The organism is [Zimmermannella] faecalis ATCC 13722 (assembly GCF_000381765.1).
GTDB classification, from domain to species: Bacteria; Actinomycetota; Actinomycetes; order Actinomycetales; family Microbacteriaceae; genus Gulosibacter; species Gulosibacter faecalis.
This window is the reverse complement of record NZ_KB907078.1, coordinates 22,253-47,058: the sequence shown is the minus strand read 5'-3', so window position 1 is coordinate 47,058 and position 24,806 is coordinate 22,253. Positions and strand designations below refer to the sequence as shown.

The 24,806-nt window shown below is 69.3% G+C and carries 20 protein-coding genes; 11 read left to right on the top strand and 9 right to left on the bottom strand.

What is annotated here, in order from left to right:
• Nucleotides 1-79 precede the first annotated feature (79 nt).
• Nucleotides 80-670, bottom strand: coding sequence for a septum formation family protein (locus G328_RS0107295; RefSeq protein ID WP_019618688.1), 591 nt, complete (start codon nt 668-670; stop codon nt 80-82).
• Between the two features lie 440 nt (nt 671-1,110).
• Entirely contained in the window at nt 1,111-1,887 is a 777-nt protein-coding gene (locus G328_RS0107290) for an IclR family transcriptional regulator (RefSeq protein WP_019618687.1), read from the bottom strand.
• A gap of 200 nt (nt 1,888-2,087) precedes the next feature.
• Between G328_RS0107290 and G328_RS0107285 the strand changes: the two genes are divergently transcribed.
• Together G328_RS0107285 and G328_RS0107280 are read left to right on the top strand one after the other, a co-directional pair.
• Complete coding sequence (locus G328_RS0107285) at nt 2,088-3,566, top strand: NAD-dependent succinate-semialdehyde dehydrogenase (RefSeq protein ID WP_019618686.1); 1,479 nt, start codon at nt 2,088-2,090, stop codon at nt 3,564-3,566.
• A gap of 96 nt (nt 3,567-3,662) precedes the next feature.
• A complete protein-coding gene (locus G328_RS0107280; RefSeq protein ID WP_026339723.1) occupies nt 3,663-4,895 on the top strand; it encodes an MFS transporter in 1,233 nt (410 codons plus the stop codon).
• A gap of 264 nt (nt 4,896-5,159) precedes the next feature.
• Here the strand turns inward: G328_RS0107280 and G328_RS0107275 are convergent, their stop codons facing one another.
• On the bottom strand, nt 5,160-6,029 hold the full coding sequence (locus tag G328_RS0107275; RefSeq protein ID WP_019618684.1) for an RDD family protein: 870 nt from the start codon (nt 6,027-6,029) through the stop codon (nt 5,160-5,162).
• A gap of 16 nt (nt 6,030-6,045) precedes the next feature.
• Here G328_RS0107275 and G328_RS0107270 point away from each other — a divergent pair, with 16 nt between their 5' ends.
• The 3 genes from G328_RS0107270 to G328_RS0107260 are packed head-to-tail and all read left to right on the top strand — an operon-like array spanning nt 6,046 to nt 9,172.
• Entirely contained in the window at nt 6,046-7,041 is a 996-nt protein-coding gene (locus G328_RS0107270) for a stage II sporulation protein M (protein WP_019618683.1), read from the top strand.
• 5 nt (nt 7,042-7,046) lie between these two features.
• Nucleotides 7,047-8,492 (top strand): sensor histidine kinase, encoded by a 1,446-nt coding sequence (locus G328_RS0107265; protein ID WP_026339721.1) that lies wholly within the window; start codon nt 7,047-7,049, stop codon nt 8,490-8,492.
• Nucleotides 8,489-9,172 carry a response regulator transcription factor gene (locus G328_RS0107260; protein WP_019618681.1) on the top strand — a complete coding sequence of 228 codons (684 nt, stop codon included), beginning with the start codon at nt 8,489-8,491 and terminating at the stop codon, nt 9,170-9,172. The genes G328_RS0107265 and G328_RS0107260 overlap by 4 nt, the downstream gene beginning before the upstream one ends.
• Nucleotides 9,173-9,334: 162 nt before the next feature.
• Here G328_RS0107260 and G328_RS15860 read toward each other — a convergent pair whose 3' ends face one another.
• The 6 genes from G328_RS15860 to G328_RS0107230 form a co-directional block, all read right to left on the bottom strand.
• Complete coding sequence (locus tag G328_RS15860) at nt 9,335-9,757, bottom strand: hypothetical protein (RefSeq protein ID WP_019618680.1); 423 nt, start codon at nt 9,755-9,757, stop codon at nt 9,335-9,337.
• A 143-nt stretch (nt 9,758-9,900) separates the two neighbouring features.
• The gene (locus G328_RS0107250) at nt 9,901-11,208 is read right to left on the bottom strand and encodes a DUF58 domain-containing protein (RefSeq protein WP_019618679.1); all 1,308 of its coding nucleotides are present in this window, start codon (nt 11,206-11,208) and stop codon (nt 9,901-9,903) included.
• A 3-nt stretch (nt 11,209-11,211) separates the two neighbouring features.
• Nucleotides 11,212-12,165 carry an AAA family ATPase gene (locus G328_RS0107245; protein WP_019618678.1) on the bottom strand — a complete coding sequence of 318 codons (954 nt, stop codon included), beginning with the start codon at nt 12,163-12,165 and terminating at the stop codon, nt 11,212-11,214.
• A complete protein-coding gene (locus G328_RS0107240) occupies nt 12,158-13,465 on the bottom strand; it encodes a DUF4350 domain-containing protein (protein WP_019618677.1) in 1,308 nt (435 codons plus the stop codon). Before G328_RS0107240 ends, G328_RS0107245 begins: the two co-directional genes overlap by 8 nt.
• Nucleotides 13,462-14,109 (bottom strand): DUF4129 domain-containing protein, encoded by a 648-nt coding sequence (locus G328_RS14665; protein WP_019618676.1) that lies wholly within the window; start codon nt 14,107-14,109, stop codon nt 13,462-13,464. Before G328_RS14665 ends, G328_RS0107240 begins: the two co-directional genes overlap by 4 nt.
• A gap of 9 nt (nt 14,110-14,118) precedes the next feature.
• Nucleotides 14,119-15,726: a glycerophosphoryl diester phosphodiesterase membrane domain-containing protein gene (locus G328_RS0107230; RefSeq protein WP_019618675.1), complete on the bottom strand. Its 1,608-nt coding sequence runs from the start codon at nt 15,724-15,726 to the stop codon at nt 14,119-14,121.
• Nucleotides 15,727-15,885: 159 nt separating this feature from the next.
• On the opposite strand from G328_RS0107230, the gene mtrA reads away from it, so the two are divergent.
• The 6 genes from mtrA to secA all read left to right on the top strand — a co-directional run bounded on the left by mtrA (nt 15,886) and on the right by secA (nt 24,805).
• The gene (mtrA, locus tag G328_RS0107225) at nt 15,886-16,587 is read left to right on the top strand and encodes an MtrAB system response regulator MtrA (RefSeq protein WP_040905116.1); all 702 of its coding nucleotides are present in this window, start codon (nt 15,886-15,888) and stop codon (nt 16,585-16,587) included.
• Nucleotides 16,588-16,590: 3 nt separating this feature from the next.
• Nucleotides 16,591-18,429, top strand: coding sequence for an MtrAB system histidine kinase MtrB (mtrB, locus tag G328_RS14660; protein ID WP_019618673.1), 1,839 nt, complete (start codon nt 16,591-16,593; stop codon nt 18,427-18,429).
• The gene (locus G328_RS0107215; protein WP_019618672.1) at nt 18,426-20,126 is read left to right on the top strand and encodes an LpqB family beta-propeller domain-containing protein; all 1,701 of its coding nucleotides are present in this window, start codon (nt 18,426-18,428) and stop codon (nt 20,124-20,126) included. The genes mtrB and G328_RS0107215 overlap by 4 nt, the downstream gene beginning before the upstream one ends.
• A gap of 67 nt (nt 20,127-20,193) precedes the next feature.
• On the top strand, nt 20,194-20,865 hold the full coding sequence (locus G328_RS0107210; RefSeq protein ID WP_019618671.1) for a ComF family protein: 672 nt from the start codon (nt 20,194-20,196) through the stop codon (nt 20,863-20,865).
• 113 nt (nt 20,866-20,978) lie between these two features.
• Nucleotides 20,979-21,692: a ribosome hibernation-promoting factor, HPF/YfiA family gene (gene hpf, locus G328_RS0107205; RefSeq protein WP_019618670.1), complete on the top strand. Its 714-nt coding sequence runs from the start codon at nt 20,979-20,981 to the stop codon at nt 21,690-21,692.
• A 116-nt stretch (nt 21,693-21,808) separates the two neighbouring features.
• Complete coding sequence (secA, locus tag G328_RS0107200; RefSeq protein WP_019618669.1) at nt 21,809-24,805, top strand: preprotein translocase subunit SecA; 2,997 nt, start codon at nt 21,809-21,811, stop codon at nt 24,803-24,805.
• Nucleotide 24,806 lies beyond the last annotated feature (1 nt).

Sequence of the window (24,806 nt, the reverse complement as noted above, 5' to 3'; positions counted from 1 at the left end):
TCCTTGCACCTCGGCACGAAGAAGCGCCCCCGGTGCGTGTCCCGTGTGACACGCGCCAGGGGCGCTCAGTTCGGTAGGTCTAGAGGCGCGAGTCCTGCAGGGTGCCGGTCGTCTCGTTGTCGGCGCCCTTCTCGTAGACCATGCAGCTCACGAGGCGGTCGTCGTAGTCGTCCCAGCTGCTCTGGGTCGGCGAAAGGTATTGAACGCCGAGGGTCGTGTTGTCGTAGGCGGTGCCGACGAACTTCTCGAACTCGTCCACGTAGCAGACGTCGTAGATTTCCTGCTCGATCGCGTCCTGGTCGAACTCGGTCGCGCTCACGTTGAACTCGTGGAACACCTCGTACTCGTGCGGCTGTGAGCAAGGCACGACCTCGAGGCTCTGGTACTGGTCGGCCTCCTCGGGCTGCGTGATGCAGTCGCCGACCGTGATGTCGAACACGCTCTGCTCTTCGGGAGCCTGGAACTCCTCGTCGTCAGTGTCGGTCTCCGTGTCGGTGGTCTCGTCGGTCGTGTCGCCCGAGTCGGTGGTCTCCTCGGTCGTGTCGTCTTCGACCTCGGTGTTGTCGCGGTCTTCGATTCGCTCGTTGCCGCTCGCGCAACCGGTGAGCACGAGCCCAGCGATGGCGAACGCGGCGAGGACGCCGGGGATGCGGAGCTTCTTGGTCGACATGATTTCCTCTATCTCTGCTGGGCTGTGGACGTTGGATCGATCGGGCGTTCAGGTCACGTGTTGCTGCGTTGCACGGAGTCGCCGATCGGCTGTCAACAGCCTAGTGACGCGCTTCGTCGCTCGACATCATTCCCTGGCATGGAGTCGCCGCGGCAGTGTCAGCCGAACGGCTGATCGACGACTCGGCTCCGGCGTGACATCCCGGCAAATGTCGACTTCTTCAGACCGCTTTGTGCTAGCGCGAGTCATGGTGCAAACTATGCAGAGGATCACGTCGAGTCACAATCGTTACCCGCAACGCCTCGAAGTTGGCTCGACGATCCGCAGGTTTCGTGCCGCGACGTCGGGGTGCGAGCAAGTCCGTTGCCTCGGGGATGCCGTGTTCCCCCGGGGCAACGACGCTTTTCCCGCCGAGTCGCCCGTGTTTCCGCGGGAGTCGTCTAGCTGAGCGCGCTCGAGATCGCGTGGGCGGATGCGCGCAGGCTCTCGACGAGCGCGGCGACGTCGGGCTCGTCCTTCGGGCTGAGATAGACGACGGCGAGCGAGGCGAGCTGTTCGTCGACGAGGGGGAGCGGCACGGCGAGCGCCGAGAGCCCCGGAATCACCTCGTCGGTCGAGGCGGCGTAGCCCTTCGCGATGGCCGCGCGAATCGCCTCGTCGTCGGGATCGAGCCCCCGCGCCCGAAGCTCGGCGAGTTCGGAACCCGGCATCTGCATCCGTACCGCGAGGCCCGGGGCGCCCGTGAGCAGCGAGTGGCGCGTGCCCGGGCGTTGCGCGACCGAGGTCGAGGCGACGCGCGGCTCGACGCTCATGAGCGTCACGATGTCATCGTCGTCGAGCAGCCCGACGAACGCGGTCACGGCGAAGCGGTTCGCGAGGTCGGTGAGTTCGGGCATCGCGACCGTCTGCATGTCGCGCTGCACGCCCCGCGCGAGCTGCGCCATCCGTGCCCCGAGCCGAATCAGCCCCTGCGAGTCGCGCCGCACGAGGCCGTGGTCTTCGAGCGTGCGCAGCAGCCGGTACGCGACCGAGCGGTGCACGTCGAGCGCCGCGGCGAGCTCGGCGATCGAGATTGGATGCCCGGCCTCGGCGAGCACCTCGAGCGCGCGAATGCCGCGCGAGAGCGTCTGCGAGTGCGACGACGCGGCCTGCCGAGGTGCGGCCGAGCCGGTGGTGGCGCCAGTTGTGGCGTTCGAGGCGGCGGATGCGGTCGGCATACGGCTAGTCTGGCACGCGACGCGCAACACTGTGACTTCGCACAATGATGAGTTGCAGATGCGTGCAACTCGACGACGAATCTGGTTGCACTCGCGGTGTAGCGTCGATATCACGCGCAGCCGCGCAGCCGCGTCTTCGACGCCGCCGACGCCACGCGTCCACCGCCTCCTGGCACCAGCGCAACGAATTGGAGTCATAGATGACCTACCCCACCGAGTCCGAGCTTCTCGCGAAGATCCCGACCCAGCTGCTCATTGGCGGCGAGTGGGTCGACGGCGAGGGCGGCGAGCCCTTCGTGGTGAACAACCCGGCGACCGGCGAAGAGCTCCTTCGCGTCGCGAACGCCTCGGTCGAGCAGGGCGTTGCCGCGCTCGACGCCGCCGTCGCGGTCAAGGACGAGTGGGCGCGCACCCCCGCCCGCACCCGCGGCGAGCTGCTGCGCAAGGCGTTCGACGAGGTCATCGCCCGCCGCGACGAGTTCGCGCTGCTCATGACGCTCGAGATGGGCAAGCCCCTCGCCGAGGCGCAGGGCGAAGTGAACTACGGCGGCGAGTTCCTCCGCTGGTTCGCCGAGCAGGCGCCGCGCATCGTCGGCCGCTACTCGTCGAACCCCGAGGGCACGCAGCGCATGTTCGTGAGCCACCACCCGGTCGGCCCCTGCTTCCTCATTACCCCCTGGAACTTCCCGCTCGCGATGGCGACCCGCAAGATCGCGCCCGCGCTCGCGGCCGGCAACACCGTCATCGTGAAGCCCGCCTCGCTCACGCCCCTCACCACCCTCTACTTCGCGAAGGTGCTCGAAGAGGTCGGCGTGCCGAAGGGTGTCGTCAACGTCATCACGACCCGCAACACCGGCGGCGTCACCGACGCGATCATGGAAGACGACCGCCTGCGCAAGATCTCGTTCACGGGCTCGACCCCGGTCGGCGTTAACCTCATGAAGAAGGCCGCCGACAAGGTGCTCCGCACGTCGATGGAACTCGGCGGCAACGCGCCGTTCGTCGTCTTCGAAGACGCCGACCTCGACAAGGCCGTTGACGGCGTCATCGCCGCGAAGTTCCGCAACATCGGCCAGGCGTGCACCGCCGCGAACCGCATCATCGTGCAGGCGTCGATCGCCGACGAGTTCTCGAAGCGCGTCGCCGCGAAGGTGAACGACTTCAAGATGGGCCCCGGCACCGAAGACGGCGTCGTCATCGGCCCGCTCGTCGAGTCGAAGGCCGTCGACAAGGTCAAGGAACTCGTCGACGACGCGGTCGCGAACGGCGCCGAGGTCATCTCGGGCGGCAAGCCCGTTGACGGCGACGGCTACTTCTTCGAGGCCACCGTGCTGAGCAAGATCACCCAGGGCGCGAAGATCTTCCACGAGGAGATCTTCGGGCCGGTGCTCCCGATCATCACCTTCGAGACCGAAGACGAGGCCGTCGCCCTCGCGAACGGCTCGGAGTACGGCCTCATGTCGTACGTCTTCACCGAGAGCTTCGCCCGCGGCCAGCGCATGATGGACCGCATCGAGTCGGGCATGATGGGCCTCAACGTCGGCGTGCTCTCGAACGCCGCGGCCCCGTTCGGCGGCGTGAAGCAGTCGGGCGTCGGCAAGGAAGGCTCGTTCGAGGGCATCGAGGAGTACCTCTACACGAAGTACACCGCGATTCCCGACCCCTACGCCGCCGCGTAAGCGCCGACCACCGGGTCGCCCGCGCCGCCCCTCGCACCTTGCGTGGGGCGGCGCGTCGCGTTCCCGCCCAGTTTGACCGAGAGAGTGATGCCCACGATGCCGACCGAGCGCACGACGCATGACGCACCGCAGCGTGCCCCGCGCATCCTGCTGTTCGTGCTCATGGCCGCGATGGCCGTTGGTGTCATGTTCAACTTCGGCGTGACGTCGCTCAGCGCGCCGCTCATCGAGAGCTTCGGCATTACCGACGGCCAGTTCGGGTTGATTCTCTCGACGATCTTCCTCTCGGCCGGGCTCACCGCGACCGTGCTCGGCGTGCTCGCCGACCGGCTCTCGACGGTCATGCAGATGGCGCTAATCATGCTCGGCACACTCGCCGCGTTCGTGCTCACGATTTTTTGGCACACGTTTGCGGGGTTCCTGGTTGCGGCGCTGCTCGTCGGCCCCGCGCAGGCGCTGTCGAACCCGGTCACGAACCGGCTGATCGCGACCCGAGTACCGAAGGCGCAGCGCTCGGCCTGGATGGGCTGGAAACAGTCGGGCGTGCAGATGGGCATGCTCGTTGCGGGCCTGACGTTCCCGCTCATTGCGAGCGTCGGCGGCTGGACCCTCGCCGGCACCGTCGGCGCCGCCGTCTGCGCCGCCTGCTTCGGCGTTGCGTTCGCGGTGCTGCGCCGGCGGTCGGGCCGCGGCGCTGGCCCCCGCACGGGCGCCGTGCAACTGCCGGGGCGCGGCGACAAGCTGCCGGGCGCCGTGTGGATCTTCACCGCGATCTCGTTCCTGAACGCCGTCGGCACGCAGGGCGTGAACGCGTACGTGTCGCTGTTCTCGGTGCGCGAGTTCGGGTTCCCGGTCGAGATCGGTGGCCTCGTCATTGGCGTGATCGGCGTCATCGGCATCGCGAGCCGGGTCGGCTGGGGGCGTGTGAACGGTGGCTGGGGGAGGCCAGCGCCGCTCATCTCGATCATGAGCCTCGGCGGGGTCGTCGGGCTCGTGGCGCTCTCGCTCGCGTCGGTGACGGGGCAGGTGTGCCTGCTCTGGCTTGGGATCGCGATGCACGCGGCGCTGCCGCTCGCCGCGAACGTCGTGATCAACTCGGGCATCATCATGGCGGCGCCGGCGGCACGCATCGGCATCGCGTCGGGGCTCGTCTCGGCCGGCATGTACCTCGGCTTCGCGCTCGGGCCAGCGCTCGTCGGGCAGCTCATCGACCTCACGGGCACGTTCCAGGCGAGCTGGGCGGCCGCCGCCGGAACCTACGTGCTCTGCTTCTTGCTCGCGCTGCTGCTGTCGTACCTGCAGCGCGGCCCGCGCGCACCCCTCAACTGAGCAGCCGCATCCTGGCCGTGCCACTGCATCCAGTTCACCTGAGCTGCAGCCGCCTCCCCGCGTGAGCCGCTGCATCCTCTCCACCTGAGCCGCCGCATCCTGCGGCACCTGCGGTATCGCGCACGATGCACCCGCCAACCGTGCGATGCACCTGCTCGCCGAGTGGGTGCATGATTCGGCACCGGCGGTATCGCACACGATGTACCCGGCTACCGTGCGATACACCCGCTCGCGCACCGCGCGACCGCGGCGACCGCCCCAGCCCTACCCGCGCGTCGGGAACCCGTGCGGGTTCCCGTGCAGCGTCGCGTCGAGGCGCGCGGTGCGGCGCTGCCGTCCGAGCATCCCGGCGTACTCGCGATCGCGACGCACGACCGTCACGCCGACCAGGAAGGTCGTCGCGTCGACGTCGGGAATCGGATGCACGTACGGCCGCGCGCGCCGCGCAAGATCGCCGGCGAGGTGCTCGCGAGCATTCGGCGAGAGCGCGTGCGCCTGAGTGAAGAAGTCGCGGATGCGCCGGGCCAGCGGGTCGGGCAGGCGGGCGACGTCGGCGAGGTTCGCCCAAGCCGCCAGTTGCGGGGGCAGCGTGAGCCCGAGCGGCTTCGGCTTCGGCGCCCGCTCGTACTGCGCGTAGGTGCCGGCGAGCAGGTCACCGACCCGCTTCGACCGCGGGTTAAACAGCCCAACGAGCGCGGCGATGCTGCCCATCGTGCCGAAGATCTCGGCGAGCCCGGCGATGGCCCGCACGAAGCTGTGCCGGAAACCGATCGCGCCGCCGTCGTCGCGCACGACGCGCAGGCCGAAGATGAGCTTGCCGAGCGAGCGCCCGTTCGAGAGCGTCTCGATCGTGAGCGGCACGAGCAAGAACCAGAGCACGGCCCACGTGATTTGAATCACCGGCACCCATGCGGTCTCGAACTGCATGTTGTTGTTCAGCACGAACGACGTCAACACCCACCCGAGCGCGAGCAGCGACACGAGGTACCCGATGAACACGATCGCGGCGTCGATTGCGGCGCTGCCGGCTCGCAGCACCCATCCGGCGGCGGGGATGCTGAGGGCGACGCCCTCGCCGATGACGATGTCGTCGTCGGCATAGGAGGCAATCCTCGGAGTCGCGGGGGCAGACATGAGAGTATTTCACCATATGGACATCGACGCCTACGCCGAAGCCCGGCGCGCAGAATGGTCTCGCCTGAGCGACCTCTCGCGCGGCCGGCGGTTGAGCGGCGCCGAGTCGGATGAACTCATTGGCCGGTACCAGGCGGGCGCGACCGACCTCTCGGCCCTGCGCACGGCGACGGGCGACAGTGCCGAGAGTGTGCGACTCTCGATCGACCTCGCCCGGTCGCGGCGACGCTTCACGCGGGTGCGCCGCAACGTGCTCGTCGTGCTGCGCGAGTTCTTCGTCGAGCAGCTCCCGGCGTCGCTGTACCAGGTGCGGTGGTGGACGCTCGCGGCGGCGGTGCTCACGATCGGCGCCGGCCTGCTCTCGTACTTCTGGCACATGGCGAACCCCGAGGTGCTCTCGTTCTACGGCACGCAGGCGGGCCTCGAGCAGTACGCCGAAGAGGACTTCATTAACTACTACTCCGACTTCTCTGAGACGGCGTTCGCGGCCCAGGTGTTCACGAACAACGCGTGGATCGCCGCGCAGTGCATCGCGTTCGGCATCACCGGGCTGTACCCGATCTTCGTGCTCATTCAGAACGGCATCTCGCTCGGCATGTCGGCCGCGGTGCTCGCGTCGTTCGGCCACCTCGACGCCTTCTTCCTCTGGATTGCGCCCCACGGCCTGCTCGAGATGACCATGATCTTCGTTGCAGGCGGTGCCGGCTTCGCCGTGTTCTGGTCGCTCGTCGTGCCCGGCAACCGCACGCGAGTGGATGCGCTCGGTCACGCCGGTCGCACGCTGGTAATTGTCGCGGTGGGAACGACCATCTTCCTGCTGCTCTCGGGGCTCATCGAGGGCTTCGTCACCCGCCAGGACTGGCCGTGGCCCGTGAAGATCGGCATCGGCGCACTCGCGCTCGCCGCCTATCTCGGCTACAGCCTCGTGCTCGGCCGACGCGCGTACCGGGCCGGGCACACGGGTGACCTGCGCGCCGCCGAGGCGGGGTATACCCGCGTGTTTGCTGACTAATGCAGATGTCGCTGCGCAACCGCGTGCTCGCGTCGCTGCTCGGCATCACGGCGCTCACGCTGCTCATCACGACCCTCGTCGACTTCGTCATCGACTGGATCGACTACAACACGTCGGTCGACAGCGGCCTTGACCGCGCCTACGCGCAGGTCGTGCAGCTCGCAACCGACGGCGTCGACCCGGCGACGGGGGAGCCCTTCGCGACCGCGGAGGCGCTCGTCAAGCTCGCGATCGAGCGCTCGGTGTCGGAGCCGCGGCAGGGCTTCCTCGGCATCGTTGACGGCGCGGCGGGCTGGTCGGCGCCCACCTCGGTCGAACTGCGGGTCGAAGACGACCCCGAGTTCGTCGCGCGCGTCGAGGCCGCGGCGGGTGAGGTGTCGGTCGCGACCGAGCTCACGTTTGCGACCGAGGTGCGCCGCTACCGGGTGCTCGTGCTGCCCGTGACGATGACCGCGGTCGATTCGGCCGACGGCGTCGACGCGTACGTCGCCGCCTACGACCTCTCGTCGGGCCGCGCCGAGATCCTGCGCCAGCACCTCGTGAGCCTCCTCGTCGGCGCCCTCGTGCTCGCGCTCGCGGCGGTGTTCGCGTGGCGGGCGTTCGGCCGCGTGCTGCAACCACTCGCCGAGGTGCGGCGCACCGCCCACGAGATCACCGCATCCGACCTGAGCCGTCGCATTCCCGCCGACGGCAACGACGATCTCGCGGCGCTCGTCGGCACGATCAACGCGATGCTCGACCGGCTCGAGGCCGCGTTCGCGGGGCAGCGGGAGCTGCTCGACGAGGTGAGTCACGAGCTGCGCACGCCCCTCACGATCGTGCAGGGGCACCTCGAGTTGCTCGACGCGAACGACCCGGCCGAGGTCGCCGAGACGCGCGACCTCGTGCTTGACGAACTCGGCCGCATGAACCGGCTCATCGAAGACTTGCTGCTGCTCGCGAAGTCGGCCCGCCCCGACTTCGTGCGCCGCGCGCCCGTCGACCTCGGCGAGCTGCTCGACTCGGTGCTGCAGAAGGTGCGGCCGCTCGGCGACCGCGACTGGTCGCTCGACTCGCGGCCCGAGGCCGTCGTTCGGATCGACGAGCAGCGCGTCACCCAGGCGCTGCTGCAGCTTGCCGGCAACGCCGTGCAGTATTCCGAGCAGGGCTCGCGCATCCGCCTCGGCGCCTATCTCGAGCCCGCGACCCGCGTGCTGCGCGTGGGGGTGCACGACGCGGGCGTCGGCATCTCGGCTGAGCAACAGCAGCGCGTGTTCGAACGCTTCGCGCGCGAGGGCGACGGCAGCGACCTGCCGCGCATCGGCGGCGGCCTCGGCATCGGCCTCGCGATCGTCTCGTCGATCGCGCACGGCCACGGCGGCACCGTCGAGCTCGAGTCGCAGCCCGGCGTCGGCAGCCGCTTCACCCTCGTGCTCCCCACCGATTCCGAGCCGGAAGGAACCGCCCCGTGACCAGCATCCTCATCGTCGAAGACGAGGCGCGCATCCGCGCCTTCATCACCAAGGGGCTCAAGGCGGCCGGATACGCGGCGGTCGGCGTCGAGACCGGTCGCGAGGGCATCGACCACGGGCTGAGCGACGAGTTTGACCTCATCATTCTCGACATCGGGCTGCCCGACCTCGACGGGTTCGAGGTGCTCGAGCAGCTGCGCGGCTCGGGGGTGCGCACGCCCGTGATCGTGCTCACGGCGCGCACGTCGGTCGACGACACGGTGCAGTCACTCGAGACGGGTGCCGACGACTACATGCCGAAGCCGTTCCGGTTCGAGGAGCTGCTCGCGCGGGTGCGGCTGCGCCTGCGCTCGGCGAGCGAGGCGCCCGCGGGCCGTGAGGCGTCGGCGGCCGACGTCACCGTGCTCGAGCACGGCGGCGTGCGGCTCGACCTGCGCACGCGCCGCGCGACCGTCGACGGCGCCCCCGTCGAGTTATCGGCCCGCGAGTTCTCGCTCGCGCAGGAGCTGCTCGAGCATCCGGGCCAGGTGCTCACCCGCGAGCAGCTGCTCTCGCGAGTGTGGGGGTTCGATTTCGACCCGGGCTCGAACGTCGTCGACGTGTACGTGCGCTACCTGCGGCGCAAGCTCGGCGCCGAGCGCATCCAGACCGTGCGCGGTGTCGGCTACCGCCTCGCCTAGCCGCCCAAAACATCGCTGACTGACGGCAATTTGCGGGGATTTCCGCGGAATCGTTGCGAACTGCCGTCAGTTGGCGGAGGTAGGGCCGGGTCGAGCGGGGAAACGCAATGAGTCGGGACCCAAACTGTCGCTGATGTCCCGACTCATCACAAGTGTCACGGCTTAGTCGTCATCCCAGTCGTCATCATCGTCGTCGTCCCAGTCATCGTCGTCGTCCCAGTCGTCATCATCGTCGTTCGGTGCGATCGGCTGTGCGGGCGCGGGGTTCACGGGCTGCGCGCGATCGGGGTTCGCCGCCGCGCCGCCGGAGTCGCCGGAGCCATCTGAATCGCCCGACCCATCCGAGCTTCCGGACCCATCCGAACCATCCGCGCCACCGGTCTCGGTGGGCGCGGGCGACCCGGTCGGGTCCGGCGTCGCGGTTCCGCTCGAGGTCGGGATCGGCGTGCTCGTCGCGGGAATCGTGACGCGGTCGCCGACGGCCTCCTCGCGGTCGTCATTGATGAGGAAGATGCCGGCGAACGCGAGCACCGTGAGCACGAGCACCGAGGCCGCCGAGAACAGGGCGGGCGCGAGTCGGCGCATCCTCACCACTTCCTTTCGTTGGCACTTTCGTGGGCACCGTCACGGGCCCATCATTGCCACGAGGCTATCGAGCGAGCACCGCACCCACATGACGCCAGCATGAGAGCTCTCTCATCTTGCGAGGGCACAGCCGGATGCGCGGCCTACAGCCGGCCGGCGCGCTTCAGTTCGAGGTAGCGGTCGGCGACGCGGGGCGGCAGGTCGTACGGGGTCGCCGCGATCGTGTCGACGCCGAGCTGCCCGAGGGCGCGGCGCACGCGCTCGGCGTCGAGCAGGGCGCGCTCGGCGGCCGCGGCGCGGTAGACGGTGTCGCGTTCGCTGAGGTCACCCGCGGCGTCGGTGAGTTCGGGGTCGGTCACCGACGCGACGAGCACGAGGTGCTGGCGCGCGAGCTCGGGCAGCGCCTCGAGGAGCGACCGCGTCGAGCCCTCGTTGTCGGCGGTCGTGAGCAGCACGACAAACGCGCGGTGCGTCGTCACCTCGCGTACGAGCTTCGGCACGTCGAGCCAGTTCATCTCGAGCAGTTCGGGCTCGACGTTCGCCATCGCGTCGACGATCTTCGAGAGCACGGTCGGCCCGCTCGCACCCTGCACGCGCGCGCGGGCGCGCTGGTCATAGCCGACGAGGTCGACGCGGTCGCCCGCGCGGGTCGCGAGGGCGGCGAGCAGCAGCGCCGACTCGATCGCGGTGTCGAGCCGGGTCTCGTCCTCGATCCGCGCGGCCGAGGTGCGCCCCGTGTCGATGATGATCACGACGCGGCGGTCGCGCTCGGGCCGCCACGTGCGCACGACGAGCTCCTGCCGCCGGGCCGTCGCGCGCCAGTCGATCGACCGCACGTCGTCGCCGCGCACGTAGTCGCGCAGCGAGTCGAACTCGGTGCCCTGGCCGCGCACCTGCAGCGTCGTCTGCCCGTCGAGTTCGCGCAGGCGCTGCACCCGCGAGGGCAGGTGCTTGCGCGAGTTGAACGGGGGCAGGATGCGCACGCGCCCGGGGGCACGCAGCGTCGCCTGCCGCGCGGTGAGGCGCAGCGGGCCCCATGAGCGCACGACGACGAGCTCGCTGCGGCGGTCGCCGCGGCGCCAGGGCCGCAGCGTCGTCGTGACCGCGCGCCGCTCGCCGGCGGGGATGCGCACCCACTCGCGCATGCGCGGGGCCCCGGCCGACGGCTCCCACGCGTCGCGCACCTGGGCGCGGAGGCCGCGGCCGGCGAGGTTTGTGAGCAGGAGCGTCGACGTCACCGTCTCGCCGAGCCGCACCCGGTCGGGCAGCTCGCGCTCGATCGCGACGCGGCGCGCGGGGGTCGCGAGCAGCCAGTCGAGCACGCCGAGCACGAGCCACACGAGCAGCACGAGCCCGAGCACCGCGATCGCGCGCTCGCCGGTCGTGCCGAACAGCATGACCGGCAGGGCGCCGACGAGGAGGAGCCCGACGTAGATTCCGCTGATGGCCATGGGCTAGATCGGCACCTGCACCTGCTGCATGATCGAGCGCAGGATCGAGTCGGCCGAGACGCCCTCGAGCTCGGCCTCGGGCTCGAGCACGATGCGGTGGCGCCAGGTCGGCAGGAGCATCCGCTGCACGTGGTCGGGCGTGACGGCGCCGTGGCCGTAGAGGTAGGCGCTCGCCTTCGACACCCGCAGCAGCGCGGTCGCGCCGCGGGGCGAGACGCCCATGCGCACCGACGGCGACTGCCGGGTCGCTCGGGCGAGGTCGACGACGTACGCGAGCACGTCGCCGCTCACGCGGGTGCGCTGCGACTCGGCGCGCGCCTGCTGCAGCTCGGCCGCGCCGAGCACGCGGTCGACGCCGACCGACGCGAGGTCGCGCGGGTTGAAGCCCTCGGCGTGCCGGCGCAGCACCTCGATCTCGGCGTCGCGCGGCGGGAGGTCGAGCACGAGCTTGAGCAGAAAGCGGTCGAGCTGCGCCTCGGGCAGCGTGTAGGTGCCCTCGTACTCGATCGGGTTCATCGTCGCCGCGACCATGAAGGGGGCGGGGAGCTTGCGGGTGACGCCGTCGGCTGATACCTGGCGCTCCTCCATCGCCTCGAGCAGTGACGACTGCGTCTTCGGCGGCGTGCGGTTGATCTCGTCGGCGAGCAGCAGGTTCGTGAACACCGGACCCTCGCGAAACTCGAACTCGCCCGACTTGTTGTCGAACACGAGCGAGCCCGTCACGTCGCCCGGCATGAGGTCGGGCGTGAACTGCACGCGCTTCGTGTCGAGGTCGAGCACGTGGCTCAGGGTGCGTACGACCAGGGTCTTCGCGGTGCCGGGCACGCCCTCGAGCAACACGTGCCCGTCGGCGAGCAGCGCGAGCACGAGGCCCTCGACCGCCGCATCCTGCCCCACGATCGACTTCGCCACTTCGGCGCGCACGCGGCCGAGCTGGGTTCGAATCTGGTCACTCATCGTTGTCTTGCTCCCTCGTGAAGGTTCGGTTGCTTCGGTCGCGGCCGGTCGCGGCGCGCACCCTGGTTTCGAGTTCGGCGCACGCGTTCGCGAGCTCGACGAGCTCGGCATCGCTGCCCGGGTTCGCCCCGAGGAGCACCCGGAACGCGTGCTCGCGCGGCACGCCCGCTGTCGCGGCGGTGGCGTCGGCGACGGCCTCGGCCGCCGCCGTGCGCCCGAGGCCGAGCAGGTCGGCGAGGCGCGTGAGCGTGCCGAGGCGGATGCTGTCGAGCGCGTGGAGTCGCGCGTCGCCGTGGTCGTACAAGCGGGCACGGCCCTCGATGGTCTCGGCCGCGGGCACGGTCACGGGCAGACGCTCCGCGACGAGCGGACCGAACCTGCGGCCGCGCCAGATGACGCAGGCGACGCCCGCGGCGGCGAGCAGCAGAATCACCGGCGTGAGCCACGGCGGCACGTAGTCGCCGAGCGTCGGCATGTCGCCGAGCACGTCGTCGGCCGAGGCCGTGTACCAGACTAGGTGCTCGTTCTTGCCGAGCAGGTTCACTGCGAACGCGGCGTTCGCGTCGCGGAGAATCTGCTCGTTCGTGAGGTTGAGGTTCGAGCCGATCACGACGACCTCGATGCCGTCGATCTCGCCGAACACGACCGCGTAACCGTCACGCACCTGGTAGCACCCGGTGCCGCCCTCGAGCGGCGTGTACTCGGTGCCGCCGAGGTTCGTGATCTCGGGAGCGTTCTCGGCGAGGGGGCAGTCGGCGCCCGCCGCAAACGTCGCCGGCATCTCGAGCTCGTTCGCCCCGGCGTCCTCGGCCGACCAGTAGGAGCCCTCGAACGAGGCGGCCTCGGTCATGAGGTCCCACGCCGAGCCGGTGGGGTCGAGCAGCACGAGCCGGTCGATGCCGGTGCCCGCGCGCTCGACGAGGTCGGAGACCTGCTGCGACACGAGGTACTGGCTCGGATCATCGAGCACGAGCGTCGCCCCGTCGGGGCGGTCGAGCGCCGCGTCGGTCGCCTCGAGCGTCTCGGTGTACTCGGTGTCGACGCCGTGCTGGCCGAGCACCTCGAAGAGCGCCTTCGCGCCGTTCGGCGCGGGCGAGGTCGGGTCGAGCAAGCGGTTCGAGACGAGGTTCATCGAGCCGACCATGAGCACCGTGATGAGCGCGGCGCCGAGCAGGCCGACGAGCGCGATGAGCCAGCCGCGCAGCCGCTTCCACGCGCCGCGCGCATCCGGCGTGACCGACTCGGCGGCGGTGGGGCCCGCGGGCTGCGGCTCGCCGATCTGCTGTTCGAGCGTCGTCATCGCGCCACCGCCTCGGGCGCCGCGGCGAGGTTGGGGTGGGCGCGGTCGAGCCGCGCGTCGAGGGTGCGCACGCGCTCGTAATCGTCGGCGGATGCGCCGTGTTCGGCGTAGCGGACGGCGTCGAACGCGGTCGCGGCGCCGCGCAGCTCGTCGCGCTCACCGGGGAAGGGGCCTGCGGCCGCGGCGGCGACGCCCTGCGCGGTCGTGCCGGGGCGCAGGCGGATGAGCGTGCGGTCGGCGAGCGCGCGGGCGATCGCCCGGTACCGCTCGGTGAGGGCGAGCGACCAGTCGCCGCGGCCGGCGGCGCGCTCGGAAGCGTCGCGGAGCTCCGCAACCGTGCGCGTGTCATTCTCGAGGAACACGGCCCCGTGCTCGGACCGCCGCCGCGCCACCGCCCGCGGGCGGCCGAAGATCACGAACAGCACGACGAGCAGAATGATGCCGAGGATGATGAAGATCCAGGCGGGGTTGATGCCGAAGACGCCGTTCGGCGTGTACTCGAACAGCGACGCGAACCACTCCCAGATGGCGTTGAACAGCTCATCGATCGGGTTCGGTTTCGCTTCTTGGTACTCCGCCTTCGACAGCTCCTGCAGCAGCCAGTCGCGGGCGGTGTCCTCGTCGGGCGTGATCGGCGTCGTCATGCGGCGGAGCTACTCGCCTCGCGGCCGCGTGGGGTCGTCGCCTGCGCCCGAGGCGTCGGACTCGCTCGAACCGCCCGACTGGTCGGAGGCTCCGGATGCGTACGGCGATCGCGGCGCGGCCGCATCGGGAGTCTCGGGCTGAGGCGGCTGCTGGCCGTCCTGCGGGAACGGCTGGTACGGCGTCGCGGCCGGCTGCTCGTAGCTCGGCGCATCGGTTGGTTGTCCAGCGTCGGCCGACGGCGCGGGCTGGCCCCAGCCCTGTTGCGGGGCCGCGTATCCGCCCGACTGCGCATTCGGGTCAACCGGCTGGCCATACTGCTGTTGCCCGTACGGCTGCTGCGCGTACGGCTGCTGGCCGTACTGCGGCTGCCCGAACGTCCCCTGGTCGCCCTGTCCGTACGCCCCGTGCGGCTGCTGCGGCGGATACGCCTGCCCGCCGTACTGCGGCGTCGCCACGTAGGCGGGCTGCTGGGGCTCGACGGGGCCGAGGTCGGGGGCGGTCCACGGATCGGTCGACGGCTCGCGGCCCTCGTTGACATCTTCGGCGGCCTGCTGCAGGTGGATGTTCAGGCCCTCCTTGCGCATGCGCAGGTCGGTGTACATGATCGTCGCGTTGCCGCCGACGAGCACGGTCGAGATCGCCGCGAGAATCGTCGAGAGCACCACCGACATGAGCGTGAGCGTGATGCCCGCGCCGATCGTGATCGCCTCCTGGCCCGTCGCGATGTCACCGAACGGCACGAACACGCCGAACATCGAGAAGATGAAGCTGAACACCGACGAGATCGCCTGCGTCGCGAGGCTGACGATGAACGCCACGAGGATCCAGATGCCGAGCGTGCGCCAGAAGTAGCCCTTCGTGAGCTTCCAGCTGCGGCCGATCGCGGCGATGGGGCCGAGCTTCTCGAGCACGATCGCCGACACCGCGAGCAGCAGCTTCGTCGAGAGCCAGAAGTAGAGGGCGAGGCCGCCGAAGACGACGAGCAGGATGAGCAACACGAGCAGCGGCCACGTGCCGTTGTCGTTGATCACCCCGAGCACGGTGAAGATGATTGGCAGCGCGAGCACGCCCGTGATGACGGTGGCGCCCAGCCCGACGAGCAGCAGGTAGCCGAGCACCGACCAGATGCGCGAGAAGGCCTGCTTGAATGCGGCGCCGAGCGTGACGCTCTGCCCGAGCGCGCCGGCCGCGACGACCTGCGCGACGATCACCTGCACGAGCGCATTGCCGATGAGCGCGATGATGATGCCGGGGATGAATGCGAGCATGACCCAGCCGAACATCGCCACGCCGAGCTCGTTCGCGACCTGGCCCGAGGTCGTCATCGCGAGTCGGTTCGACCCGACGATGAGCGCGACGATCGGGAGCACCGCCGAGAGCAGGCCGGTGACGAGTTGCACGAGGAACGCCCCGCCGAAGCTCGCGGCGACGTTGACCCGCAGCAGGCGGAACGTCGCGCTGAAGATGTCACCGAACGACAGCGGGCGAAGCGGGAACAGGCCCGGCTTCGGCGGCGGCCGCCAGCCGGTCGGCTGCGGGCCCTGGCCCGACGTGTCGTAGTTCCACGAAGCGGCGCCCTGCGGCGGATACCCTGGCTGCTGGTAGTCGTTCGTCACCGGGCAATCGTTTCACAGGCGCCCTCCGAATCGCATCGTTCACGAGTAGCACGCGCGCGAGGCGAACCGCGCGCATCCGCCGCGGTTCGACCGGGGTGAACTGCGTTTCGCCGCGCCCACGCGCCCACCGCACCAGGTAGGCTCTGCCTAGGAATACGGATGAATAGGGGAGGTCACGTGCCCGGGCGAGTCTTGGTCGTCGATGACGACACTGCGTTGGCCGAGATGATCGGAATCGTGCTCGACTCCGAGGGATACGAGCCCACCTTCTGTTCCGATGGCGCGCTCGCCGTCGCGAAGTTCCGCGACACCGAGCCCGACCTCGTGCTGCTCGACGTCATGCTCCCGGGCATGGACGGCATCGAGATCTGCGAGGCGATCCGTGGAGAGTCGGGCGTGCCGATCATCATGCTCACGGCGAAGTCCGACACGACCGACGTTGTGCGCGGCCTCGAGGCCGGCGCCGACGACTACATCGTGAAGCCCTTCGACCCGAAGGAGCTCGTCGCCCGCATCAAGACGCGTCTGCGCGCGACGACGAGCGAGCAGACCGAGGTCATCAAGATCGGCGACCTCGAGATGAACCTCGCCGCCCACGAGGTCACCCGCGGCAACGACCCCATCAACCTCACGCCGCTCGAGTTCGACCTGCTGCACACGCTCGCGGCGAAGCCGAACCGTGTGTTCACGCGCGAAGAGCTGCTCGAGCAGGTGTGGGGCTACCGTTTCAAGGCCGACACCCGCCTCGTGAACGTGCACGTGCAGCGCCTGCGCGCGAAGGTTGAGATCGACCCCGACCAGCCGAAGATCGTGCAGACGGTGCGCGGCGTCGGCTACCGCGCGGGGCACACGCCCGCCTAGTCGATGCGCCTTCCCCGTCCACGCAAGCGCCGAGCCGAGCCCGATTCCGATCGCATCCAGGTTCGCCTGCCGAACCACGTCGAGACGGCACCCGCCGACAGTCCGCCCGGCCGCTGGTGGCGCCCCGGCGAGTTCCTGAGCAACATTCGGTTTCTCTGGCGCACGTCGTTGCCGTTCCGCACGACCGTCATCGCCGTGACGCTCACGAGCATCACGGTGGTCGCGGTCGCGCTCGTCATGAGCAACACGATCGCGCGCGACCTGTTCACCTCGCGATCCGACGACATTCAGCTCGAGGCGCAGCGAGCGGCGACGGCGGCGCAGTCCGTGCTCGAGACGGGCGGCGAGAGCGACGAGACCGCGATCTCGGCGCTGCGGCAGGATGCGCTCGACTCGGCGCGCGCGCAGGCCCCGAACGCGATCGGCTGGGCCTTCTACCGCGCCCCCGGGCAGTCGACCACGAGCGTGATTCAGGACATCGCGTCGGAGAGCGTCGCGCCGTCGCTCACGTCGGCGGAGCTGCGCGCTGCGGTGCGTCAGGAGCCCGACACGCTCCACTTCCAGTCGGTCGAACTCACGACCGGCGTCGACGCGGGGCAGCCCGGCATCGTCATCGGCACGCTCGTGCAGGTGCCGAACGCGGGCAACTACGAGTTCTATCTCGTGTACTCGCTGCAGTCGTCGCAAGACACCCTCGACTTCGTGCAGCGCACGCTCGCGATCTCGATGGCGATTCTCGTGCTGCTCGTGGGCCTCATCATCGGCTCGATCATGCGCGCCGTCATGCAGCCCGTGCGGCTCGCTGCGCAGACGAGCCGCCAGCTCGCGGCGGGCCAGCTTGAGCAGCGCATCCCCGAGCGCGGCGACGACGACATCGGTACGCTCGCGCGCTCGTTCAACCACATGGCCGACAACCTGCAGCAGCAGATCGAGCAGCTCGAGAACCTGTCGAAAGTGCAGCAGCGCTTCGTGTCCGACGTGTCGCACGAGCTGCGCACGCCGCTCACGACGATTCGGCTCGCGGGCGGGCTCGTCTACTCGCGCAAGGACGACTTCGACCCGACGCTGTCGCGCGCGGCCGAGCTGTTGCACGACCAGGTCGAACGCTTCGAGCTGCTGCTCGCCGACCTGCTCGAGATCTCGCGGTACGACGCGGGCGCGGTTGAGCTGCTGCGCAAGGAGCACGACCTCAAGGAGGTCGCCGAAGACGTCATTGCCGCGATGCTGCCGGTCGCGATCGAGCACGGCGAGGCGCTCGTGCTGCGCGCGCCCGACCGCGGCGTCATCGCCGAGTTCGACGACCGCCGCATCAACCGCATCGTGCGCAACCTCGTGGCGAACGCGATCGAGCACGGCGAGGGCAAGCCGATCGTCGTCACGGTCGACGCGAACGCGACCGCCGTATCGCTCACGGTGCGCGACTACGGCATCGGCATGAGCGAGGAACAGCAGACGAACGTGTTCGACCGCTTCTGGCGCGCCGACCCCTCGCGCAAGCGCACGATGGGCGGCTCGGGCCTCGGCATGGCGATCGCGAAAGACGACGCGCACCTGCACTCCGGCCTGCTCGAGGTGTGGTCGGCCCCGCAGCTCGGCTCGAACTTCCGCCTCACGCTGCCGCGCCACCACGACGAACCGATCGTGACGTCGCCGCTGCCGCTGCTGCCCGACGACGCCGGCGCCGACACCTATACGCGCGAGCACCAGGGTGAGAAGGTGGAGGGGTTCTCGAACGAAGACCTTTCGACCCAGCCCATCACCCTTCGCGTCGCGCTCCCCGGCCTCGGGCAGGAGTTCGACGCCGAGCCCGGCGATGACAATTCGGGGGAGGAGCGCCGATGACCCGCCTGCGTCGATTTCTGCTGAGCGTGACGGCCTTCGCCGGTCTCGTCTCGCTGGCGGCGTGTGCCTCGATCCCGACCTCGGGGTCGGTCGAGCAGGGGTCGATCGAGGAGGAGCAGGAGTCGCAGGGCCTGCGCTACTACCCCTCGGAGCCGAGCGAGGGCGCGAGCCGCGAGGAGATCGTGCAGGGCTTCATCGACGCCGGCACGGGCATGCAGAACAACTTCGCGACGGCGCGGCAGTACCTCACCGACGAGGCAGCCGACAGCTGGAAGCCGGCCGAGCAGGTGCTCATTACGAGCGGCCAGGTGTCGATGCGTACCGACAGCGACAACGCGATCACGGTGACGGTGCCGGTCACCGGCACGGTCGACGCGCACGGCAACTACGAAGAGGTGCTCTCGAGCAGCAACGAGACGCTCGATTTTCAGCTCAGCCAGGTGAGCGGCGAGTGGCGCATCTCCGACGTCCCCGACGGCATCGTGCTGCTCCGCCAGTCGTTCACCGACCTGTTCCAGGCCACCTCGCTCACGTTCTTCGATAGCGAGCAGCAGTACACGGTGCCCGACCTGCGGTGGTTCCCGAACACCGACGCGCTCGCCGACCGGGTCGTCGAGGAACTCCTGCGCGGCCCATCCGACTGGCTCTACCCGGGCGAGGCGGTCACGAGCGCGTTCCCCGGGAGCACAACGCTCATCTCGAGTGTCAACGTCGTCGAGGGGCAGGCGATCGTGAACCTCTCGGGCGACGCGTCGGCGGCCGCGAGCGCCTCCGACCTCTCGCTCATGCGCCTGCAGCTCGAGCGCAGCCTCACGGCGATCGACGAGATCACGAGCGTCGAGCTGCGCGTGAACGGCGCGCGCATCGACGCGAGCCTGCCGAGCGGCGACACGGTGACGACGAGCCCGCAGGTGAACTCGCTGCCGCTCGTGTTCCAAGACGGCAGCCTCGGCTACCTCAATAGCGACACCCTCTCGCCGCCCGCTGGCGCCGAGAACGTGAACGCGGTCGCGGGCGAGATCGACCCGATTCGCGGGGCGCTGTCGGCGTCGCGGCAGACCGTGACGATGCTCACCGAAGACGGCACCTACGCGATGCGGTACGACGACACCGAGGCGACGCTGATCGACAGCCGCGGCGGTCAGGTCGAGCCCGCGCTCGACAACTGGGACTGGGTGTGGACCCAGTCGACGACCCAGACCGGCCTCTACGTCTCGAAGATCGGCGAGGGCTCGATCTTCGAGATCCCGCTGCCCGAGGGCGTCGCGCCCGACTTCATCTCGCATCAGATCTCGCGCGACGGCACGCGCCTCGCGGTGCTGTTCGAAGGCGACGAGGGCGTCACGCTCGCGGTCATGCCGATCATCCGCGACGGCGGTGAACCGATGGCCCTCGGCGACCCGATTCTCGTCGAGATGCCGGGCACCGACGACGTCGCGAACGACCTCGCGTGGGTCGACAGCTCGAGCATCGCGATGCTCGTCGACGACGGCGACGGCACGACCGAGGTGCGCCTCTACCGCGTCGGCGGCGAGCTCACGTCGCTCGGGTCGATCCCGAACGCGATTCAGGTCGCCGGCTCGAACTCGCTCGCCGGCATGCGCATCGTCGACCGGCAGGGCATCGTCTACTCGCCGCGCGGCACGCGCTGGCAGGCCTCCGAAACCGTCGTGAACTTCCTGTTCGCGCAGGAGTAGGCGAGCGGCGCCTTCGGCCTGTGGATAGGCGGGGTCGCCTCGCCGCGGGGCGTGGCAGGCTACGCGCGTGACCGGCGTGCTCCCCGCTCTGCGCGACGCGCTCGCGACCCTGTTTCCCGTCGCGTGCGCGGGCTGCGGCGCGCCCGATCACGGGGTGTGCGCCGCGTGCCGGGCCGAGCTGCGGGCGGCGTGCCGACCGCGGGTCACCGTCGCTCACGGCCTCGCCGTCGCGACCGCGATCGACTACGACGCCCGGCTGCGGGCACTCGCCGACGCGTACAAAGAGCGCGGCCGCGTCGACGTCGCGACGCACCTCGCGCCGCTGCTGCGCGCATCCCTCGCCGCCCTCGTGCGGCAGCTCGCCGCGCCGCCGATCGGGTTGCTGCTCGTGCCCGTGCCGTCGCGGCGGGCGGCCCGAGCCGCGCGCGGCTTCGGCCACGTCGAGCTGCTCATCGAACGCGCCGTGCGGGGCGGGGCGGCGCAGGGGCTCGCGCACGTTCGGCGTGTGCGAGACCAGGCCGGGCTCGGGCGCGAAGCGCGGGCCGAGAATCTCATCGGCGCGCTGCGCGCCAGGCCACTCGTGCGCGGTCGCGACTGCGTCATCGTCGACGACTTCGTGACGACCGGCGCGACGCTGTTCGAGGCGCGGCGGGCCCTCGAAGCGGCCGGGGCACGGGTCGTCGGGGCCGCGGTAGTGGGGCGAGTGCCGAGCCGCAACAACATAAATGGAAACTTTTGACGTCGTGTGGGAATCCTGCAGGGAGATGCTCGTAGTATTTGGGAGACATACATACACATCCGGCTCGGGGTCCCGAGTTCGCGAACCCCGAGTTCGCAGACCAGGAGGGTGAGATGGACGTCACTATCAGCGGCCGCAACACCGAGATTCCCGACCGCTTTCGGGAGTACGCGGAAGAGAAGGTAACTGCGAAGGTGCAGCAGCTTTCGGAACGGGCGCAAACCATCGAGGTCAAGCTCAAGCGTCGCACCGACCGGGCCGGCAACATCCTCGATAAGGGCAAGGTCGAAATCACCGTGTTCGGGCCGTTCCCGACGATTCGTGCCGAAGCCGAGGCGGGCGACAAGTACGCCGCCTTCGACATCGCCCTCGACAAGCTCGTCGAGCGCATGCGTCGCATGAAAGACAAGAAGAAGCACCGCCACGGCGGCCAGAGCCTCGCGGATGCGTCGGCGAAGGACTTCGCGAACCTCGACATCGTTCCCGCTGATACCGGTGTCATCGACGTCGTCTCGGGGCAGGCCCAGCCCGCCGCGACCGTCGACGTCGAGGGCGAGAAGTTCGACGACTACAACCCGATCGTCATTCGCGAGAAGGTGTTCGCTCCGAAGCGGATGACCGCCGACGAGGCCGTCGACCACATGGAGCTGCTCGGCCACGACTTCTTCCTCTTCATTGAGGCGGGCGCCGAGCGTCCCGCCGTCGTCTACCGCCGCCGCGGTTGGGACTACGGTGTGATCGCCCTCGACGAGAACGGCGCCGCCGAGATCGACGAGGAGGTCGAGGCCGACCTAGATGCCGTGAGCGAAGCATCCTCGGTCGCCTAACACTCCCTGATGCTCGGGCCGGGTGGTTCCTCCACCCGGCCCGAGTGTTGTTGATGCGCGCGGAGTACGATTGAGCGCGTTTCCGCGGTACGCCGACGATTTGTCAGGAGATTTCATTGGCTTCGATCCTCGATAAGGTCCTTCGATTCGGAGAGGGCCGGCAGGTGCGCCGACTCGAGCGACTCGCGAACCAGGTGAACGGGCTCGAGGGCGAGTTCGAAGACCTCAGCGACGACGACCTGCGCGACATGACCGAGGAGTTCCGCGAGCAGTACGCCGAGGGCGTCGACGCGGGCAAGAAAGACCAGGACATTCTCGACGAGCTGCTGCCGCTCGCGTTCGCCGCGGTGCGCGAGGCGGCCCGACGCACGCTCGGCCAGCGGCACTACGACGTGCAGCTCATGGGTGGCGCCGCGCTCCACGGCGGCAACATCGCCGAGATGAAGACCGGTGAGGGCAAGACGCTCGTCGCGACGCTCGCGGCGTACCTCAACGCGATCCCGGGCAAGGGCGTGCACGTCGTCACGGTGAACGACTTCCTCGCGAGCTACCAGTCCGACCTCATGGGCCGCGTGTTCCGCGCGCTCGGCATGACGACCGGGTGCATCCTCTCAGGGCTCACCCCCGACCAGCGCCGCGAGCAGTACGCCGCCGACATCACGTACGGCACGAACAACGAGTTCGGCTTCGACTACCTGCGCGACAACATGGCGCAGTCGAAGAAGGCGCTCGTGCAGCGCGGTCACTACTACGCGATCGTTGACGAGGTCGACTCGATCCTCATCGACGAGGCGCGCACCCCGCTCATCATCTCGGGCCCCGCCTCGGGCGACGTGAACCGCTGGTACGTCGAGTTCGCGAAGCTCGCGAAGCGCCTCAAGGAGGGCCGCGACTACGAGGTCGACGAGAAGAAGCGCACGATCGGCGTGCTCGAAGAGGGCATCGACCGCGTCGAAGACGAGCTCGGCATCGAGAACCTCTACGAGCAGGCGAACACGCCGCTCATCTCGTTCTTGAACAACTCGATCAAGGCGAAGGCGCTGTTCCACCGCAACAAGGAATACGTCGTGCAGAACGGCGAAGTGAGCATCGTCGACGAGCACACCGGCCGCATCCTCAAGGGCCGCCGCTACAACGAGGGCCTCCACCAGGCGATCGAGGCGAAGGAGGGCGTCACGATCAAGGCCGAGAACCAGACGCTCGCCACCGTGACGCTGCAGAACTACTTCCTCATGTACGAGAAGCTCTCGGGCATGACCGGTACCGCCGAGACCGAGGCGGCCGAGTTCCAGTCGACCTACAAGCTCGGCGTGATCCCGATTCCGACGAACAAGCCGATGCAGCGCGTCGACAAGCCCGACCTCGTCTACAAGAACGAGCGCGCGAAGTTCGCCCAGGTCGTGGAAGACATCGTCGACCGTTCCGAGACCGGCCAGCCCGTGCTCGTCGGTACGACCTCGGTCGAGAAGAGCGAGTACCTCTCGAAGCTGCTCGCGAAGCGGGGCGTCGAGCACGAGGTGCTCAACGCGAAGAACCACGCTCGCGAGGCCGCGATCATCGCGCAGGCGGGCCGCAAGGGCGCGATCACGGTCGCGACGAACATGGCCGGTCGTGGTACCGACATCATGCTCGGCGGCAACGCCGAGTTCATCGCGGTGGCCCGCATGACCGAGCTCGGGCTCGACCCCGTCGAAGACGCCGAGGCCTACGAGCAGAAGTGGCCCGAGGTGCTCGAGCAGGTGCGCGACGAGGTGAAGGACGAGGCTGAGGAGGTCGCCGACCTCGGCGGCCTGTACGTGCTTGGCACCGAGCGCCACGAGTCGCGCCGTATCGACAACCAGCTGCGCGGTCGCTCGGGCCGTCAGGGCGACCCCGGCGAGAGCCGCTTCTACCTTTCGATGACCGACGACCTCATGCGCCTGTTCAACACGGGTGCGGCGCGGGCGATCATGGACAACGACTCGACGCCCGACGACCTCGCGCTCGAGTCGCGCATCGTCTCGCGCGCCATTCAGTCGGCGCAGGGCCAGGTCGAGTCGCGCAACGCCGAGATCCGCAAGAACGTGCTGAAGTACGACAACGTGCTCAACGAGCAGCGCTCGTCGATCTACGCCGACCGCCGCGCGATTCTCGAAGGCGACGACCTCAAAGACAAGGTGCAGGACTTCATCCAGGGCTCGATTCACGACATCGTGCTCGAGCACACGGCCGGCAACCCCGACGACTGGGACATCCCGGGCCTCGAGGCCGACCTCAAGCAGCTGTTCCCGATCACCGTGACCGTCGACGAGATCATCGAAGAGCACGGCGGCGTCAACCAGGTGACCGACGAGCACGTCGAAGAAGAGGTCATCGCCGACGCGAAGCTCGCCTACGAGAAGCGCGAGGAGCAGCTCGGCGACGAGGCGAGCCGCGAGCTCGAGCGACGCATCCTGCTGCAGGTCATCGACCGCAAGTGGCGCGACCACCTCTACGAGATGGATGCGCTCAAGGAAGGTATCGGCCTGCGCGCGCTCTCGCAGCGCGACCCGCTCGTCGAGTACCAGCGCGAGGGCTTCGCGTTGTACCAGCAGATGCTCGGTGGCATTCGCGAGGAGTCGGTGCAGTTCCTCATGAACACCGAGGTCGAGGTCGAAGAGCACGAGCACGAAGACGGCACGAAGCACCGGTCGATCAAGCTGCGCCAGCGCAGCACCGAGTCGGAGCCGCAGCAGCAGCTCAACTACTCGTCGGCCGACGAGTCGGGTCAGGTGCGCGTCACCGACGGCACGGGCCGCGTGAACGTCAACGCGACGCGGGCCGCCCTGCGCCGCGAGATGACGCTCGGCACGGCGTCGGCGATGCGCGAGGCCGCGGGCGAGGCGAAGGGAGCCGAGGCCGACACGGCCGACGCACCCGCCGCAACTCGCGCCACGACGACCGCGAAGAAGCCGACGCCGAAGCCCGCCGGTGGCAAGGCCGCGAAGGCGAAGTCGCGCTCGGGCAACCCCGCGAAGCAGAGCGCAGGCCAGGGCCGCTCGGCCGCCGACGTCGCGCGGGAGCAGCAGAAGGCGACGAGTCGCAAGCAGCAGCGCGGCTCGTTCGGGCAGAAGGTGACCGACGACGACAAGTGAT

Coding starts and splice junctions, on each gene's coding strand:
- G328_RS0107240 (WP_019618677.1), bottom strand. CDS start 13,465: ATGACGACGCTCGAACAGCAGATCGGCGAGCCGCAGCCCGCGGGCCCC.
- G328_RS0107215 (WP_019618672.1), top strand. CDS start 18,426: ATGACCCGCCTGCGTCGATTTCTGCTGAGCGTGACGGCCTTCGCCGGT.
- mtrB (WP_019618673.1), top strand. CDS start 16,591: ATGCGCCTTCCCCGTCCACGCAAGCGCCGAGCCGAGCCCGATTCCGAT.
- G328_RS0107250 (WP_019618679.1), bottom strand. CDS start 11,208: ATGGCCATCAGCGGAATCTACGTCGGGCTCCTCCTCGTCGGCGCCCTG.
- hpf (WP_019618670.1), top strand. CDS start 20,979: ATGGACGTCACTATCAGCGGCCGCAACACCGAGATTCCCGACCGCTTT.
- G328_RS15860 (WP_019618680.1), bottom strand. CDS start 9,757: ATGCGCCGACTCGCGCCCGCCCTGTTCTCGGCGGCCTCGGTGCTCGTG.
- mtrA (WP_040905116.1), top strand. CDS start 15,886: ATGAATAGGGGAGGTCACGTGCCCGGGCGAGTCTTGGTCGTCGATGAC.
- G328_RS0107295 (WP_019618688.1), bottom strand. CDS start 670: ATGTCGACCAAGAAGCTCCGCATCCCCGGCGTCCTCGCCGCGTTCGCC.
- G328_RS0107280 (WP_026339723.1), top strand. CDS start 3,663: ATGCCGACCGAGCGCACGACGCATGACGCACCGCAGCGTGCCCCGCGC.
- G328_RS0107275 (WP_019618684.1), bottom strand. CDS start 6,029: ATGTCTGCCCCCGCGACTCCGAGGATTGCCTCCTATGCCGACGACGAC.
- G328_RS0107265 (WP_026339721.1), top strand. CDS start 7,047: ATGTCGCTGCGCAACCGCGTGCTCGCGTCGCTGCTCGGCATCACGGCG.
- G328_RS0107270 (WP_019618683.1), top strand. CDS start 6,046: ATGGACATCGACGCCTACGCCGAAGCCCGGCGCGCAGAATGGTCTCGC.
- G328_RS0107290 (WP_019618687.1), bottom strand. CDS start 1,887: ATGCCGACCGCATCCGCCGCCTCGAACGCCACAACTGGCGCCACCACC.
- G328_RS0107285 (WP_019618686.1), top strand. CDS start 2,088: ATGACCTACCCCACCGAGTCCGAGCTTCTCGCGAAGATCCCGACCCAG.
- G328_RS0107245 (WP_019618678.1), bottom strand. CDS start 12,165: ATGAGTGACCAGATTCGAACCCAGCTCGGCCGCGTGCGCGCCGAAGTG.
- G328_RS14665 (WP_019618676.1), bottom strand. CDS start 14,109: ATGACGACGCCGATCACGCCCGACGAGGACACCGCCCGCGACTGGCTG.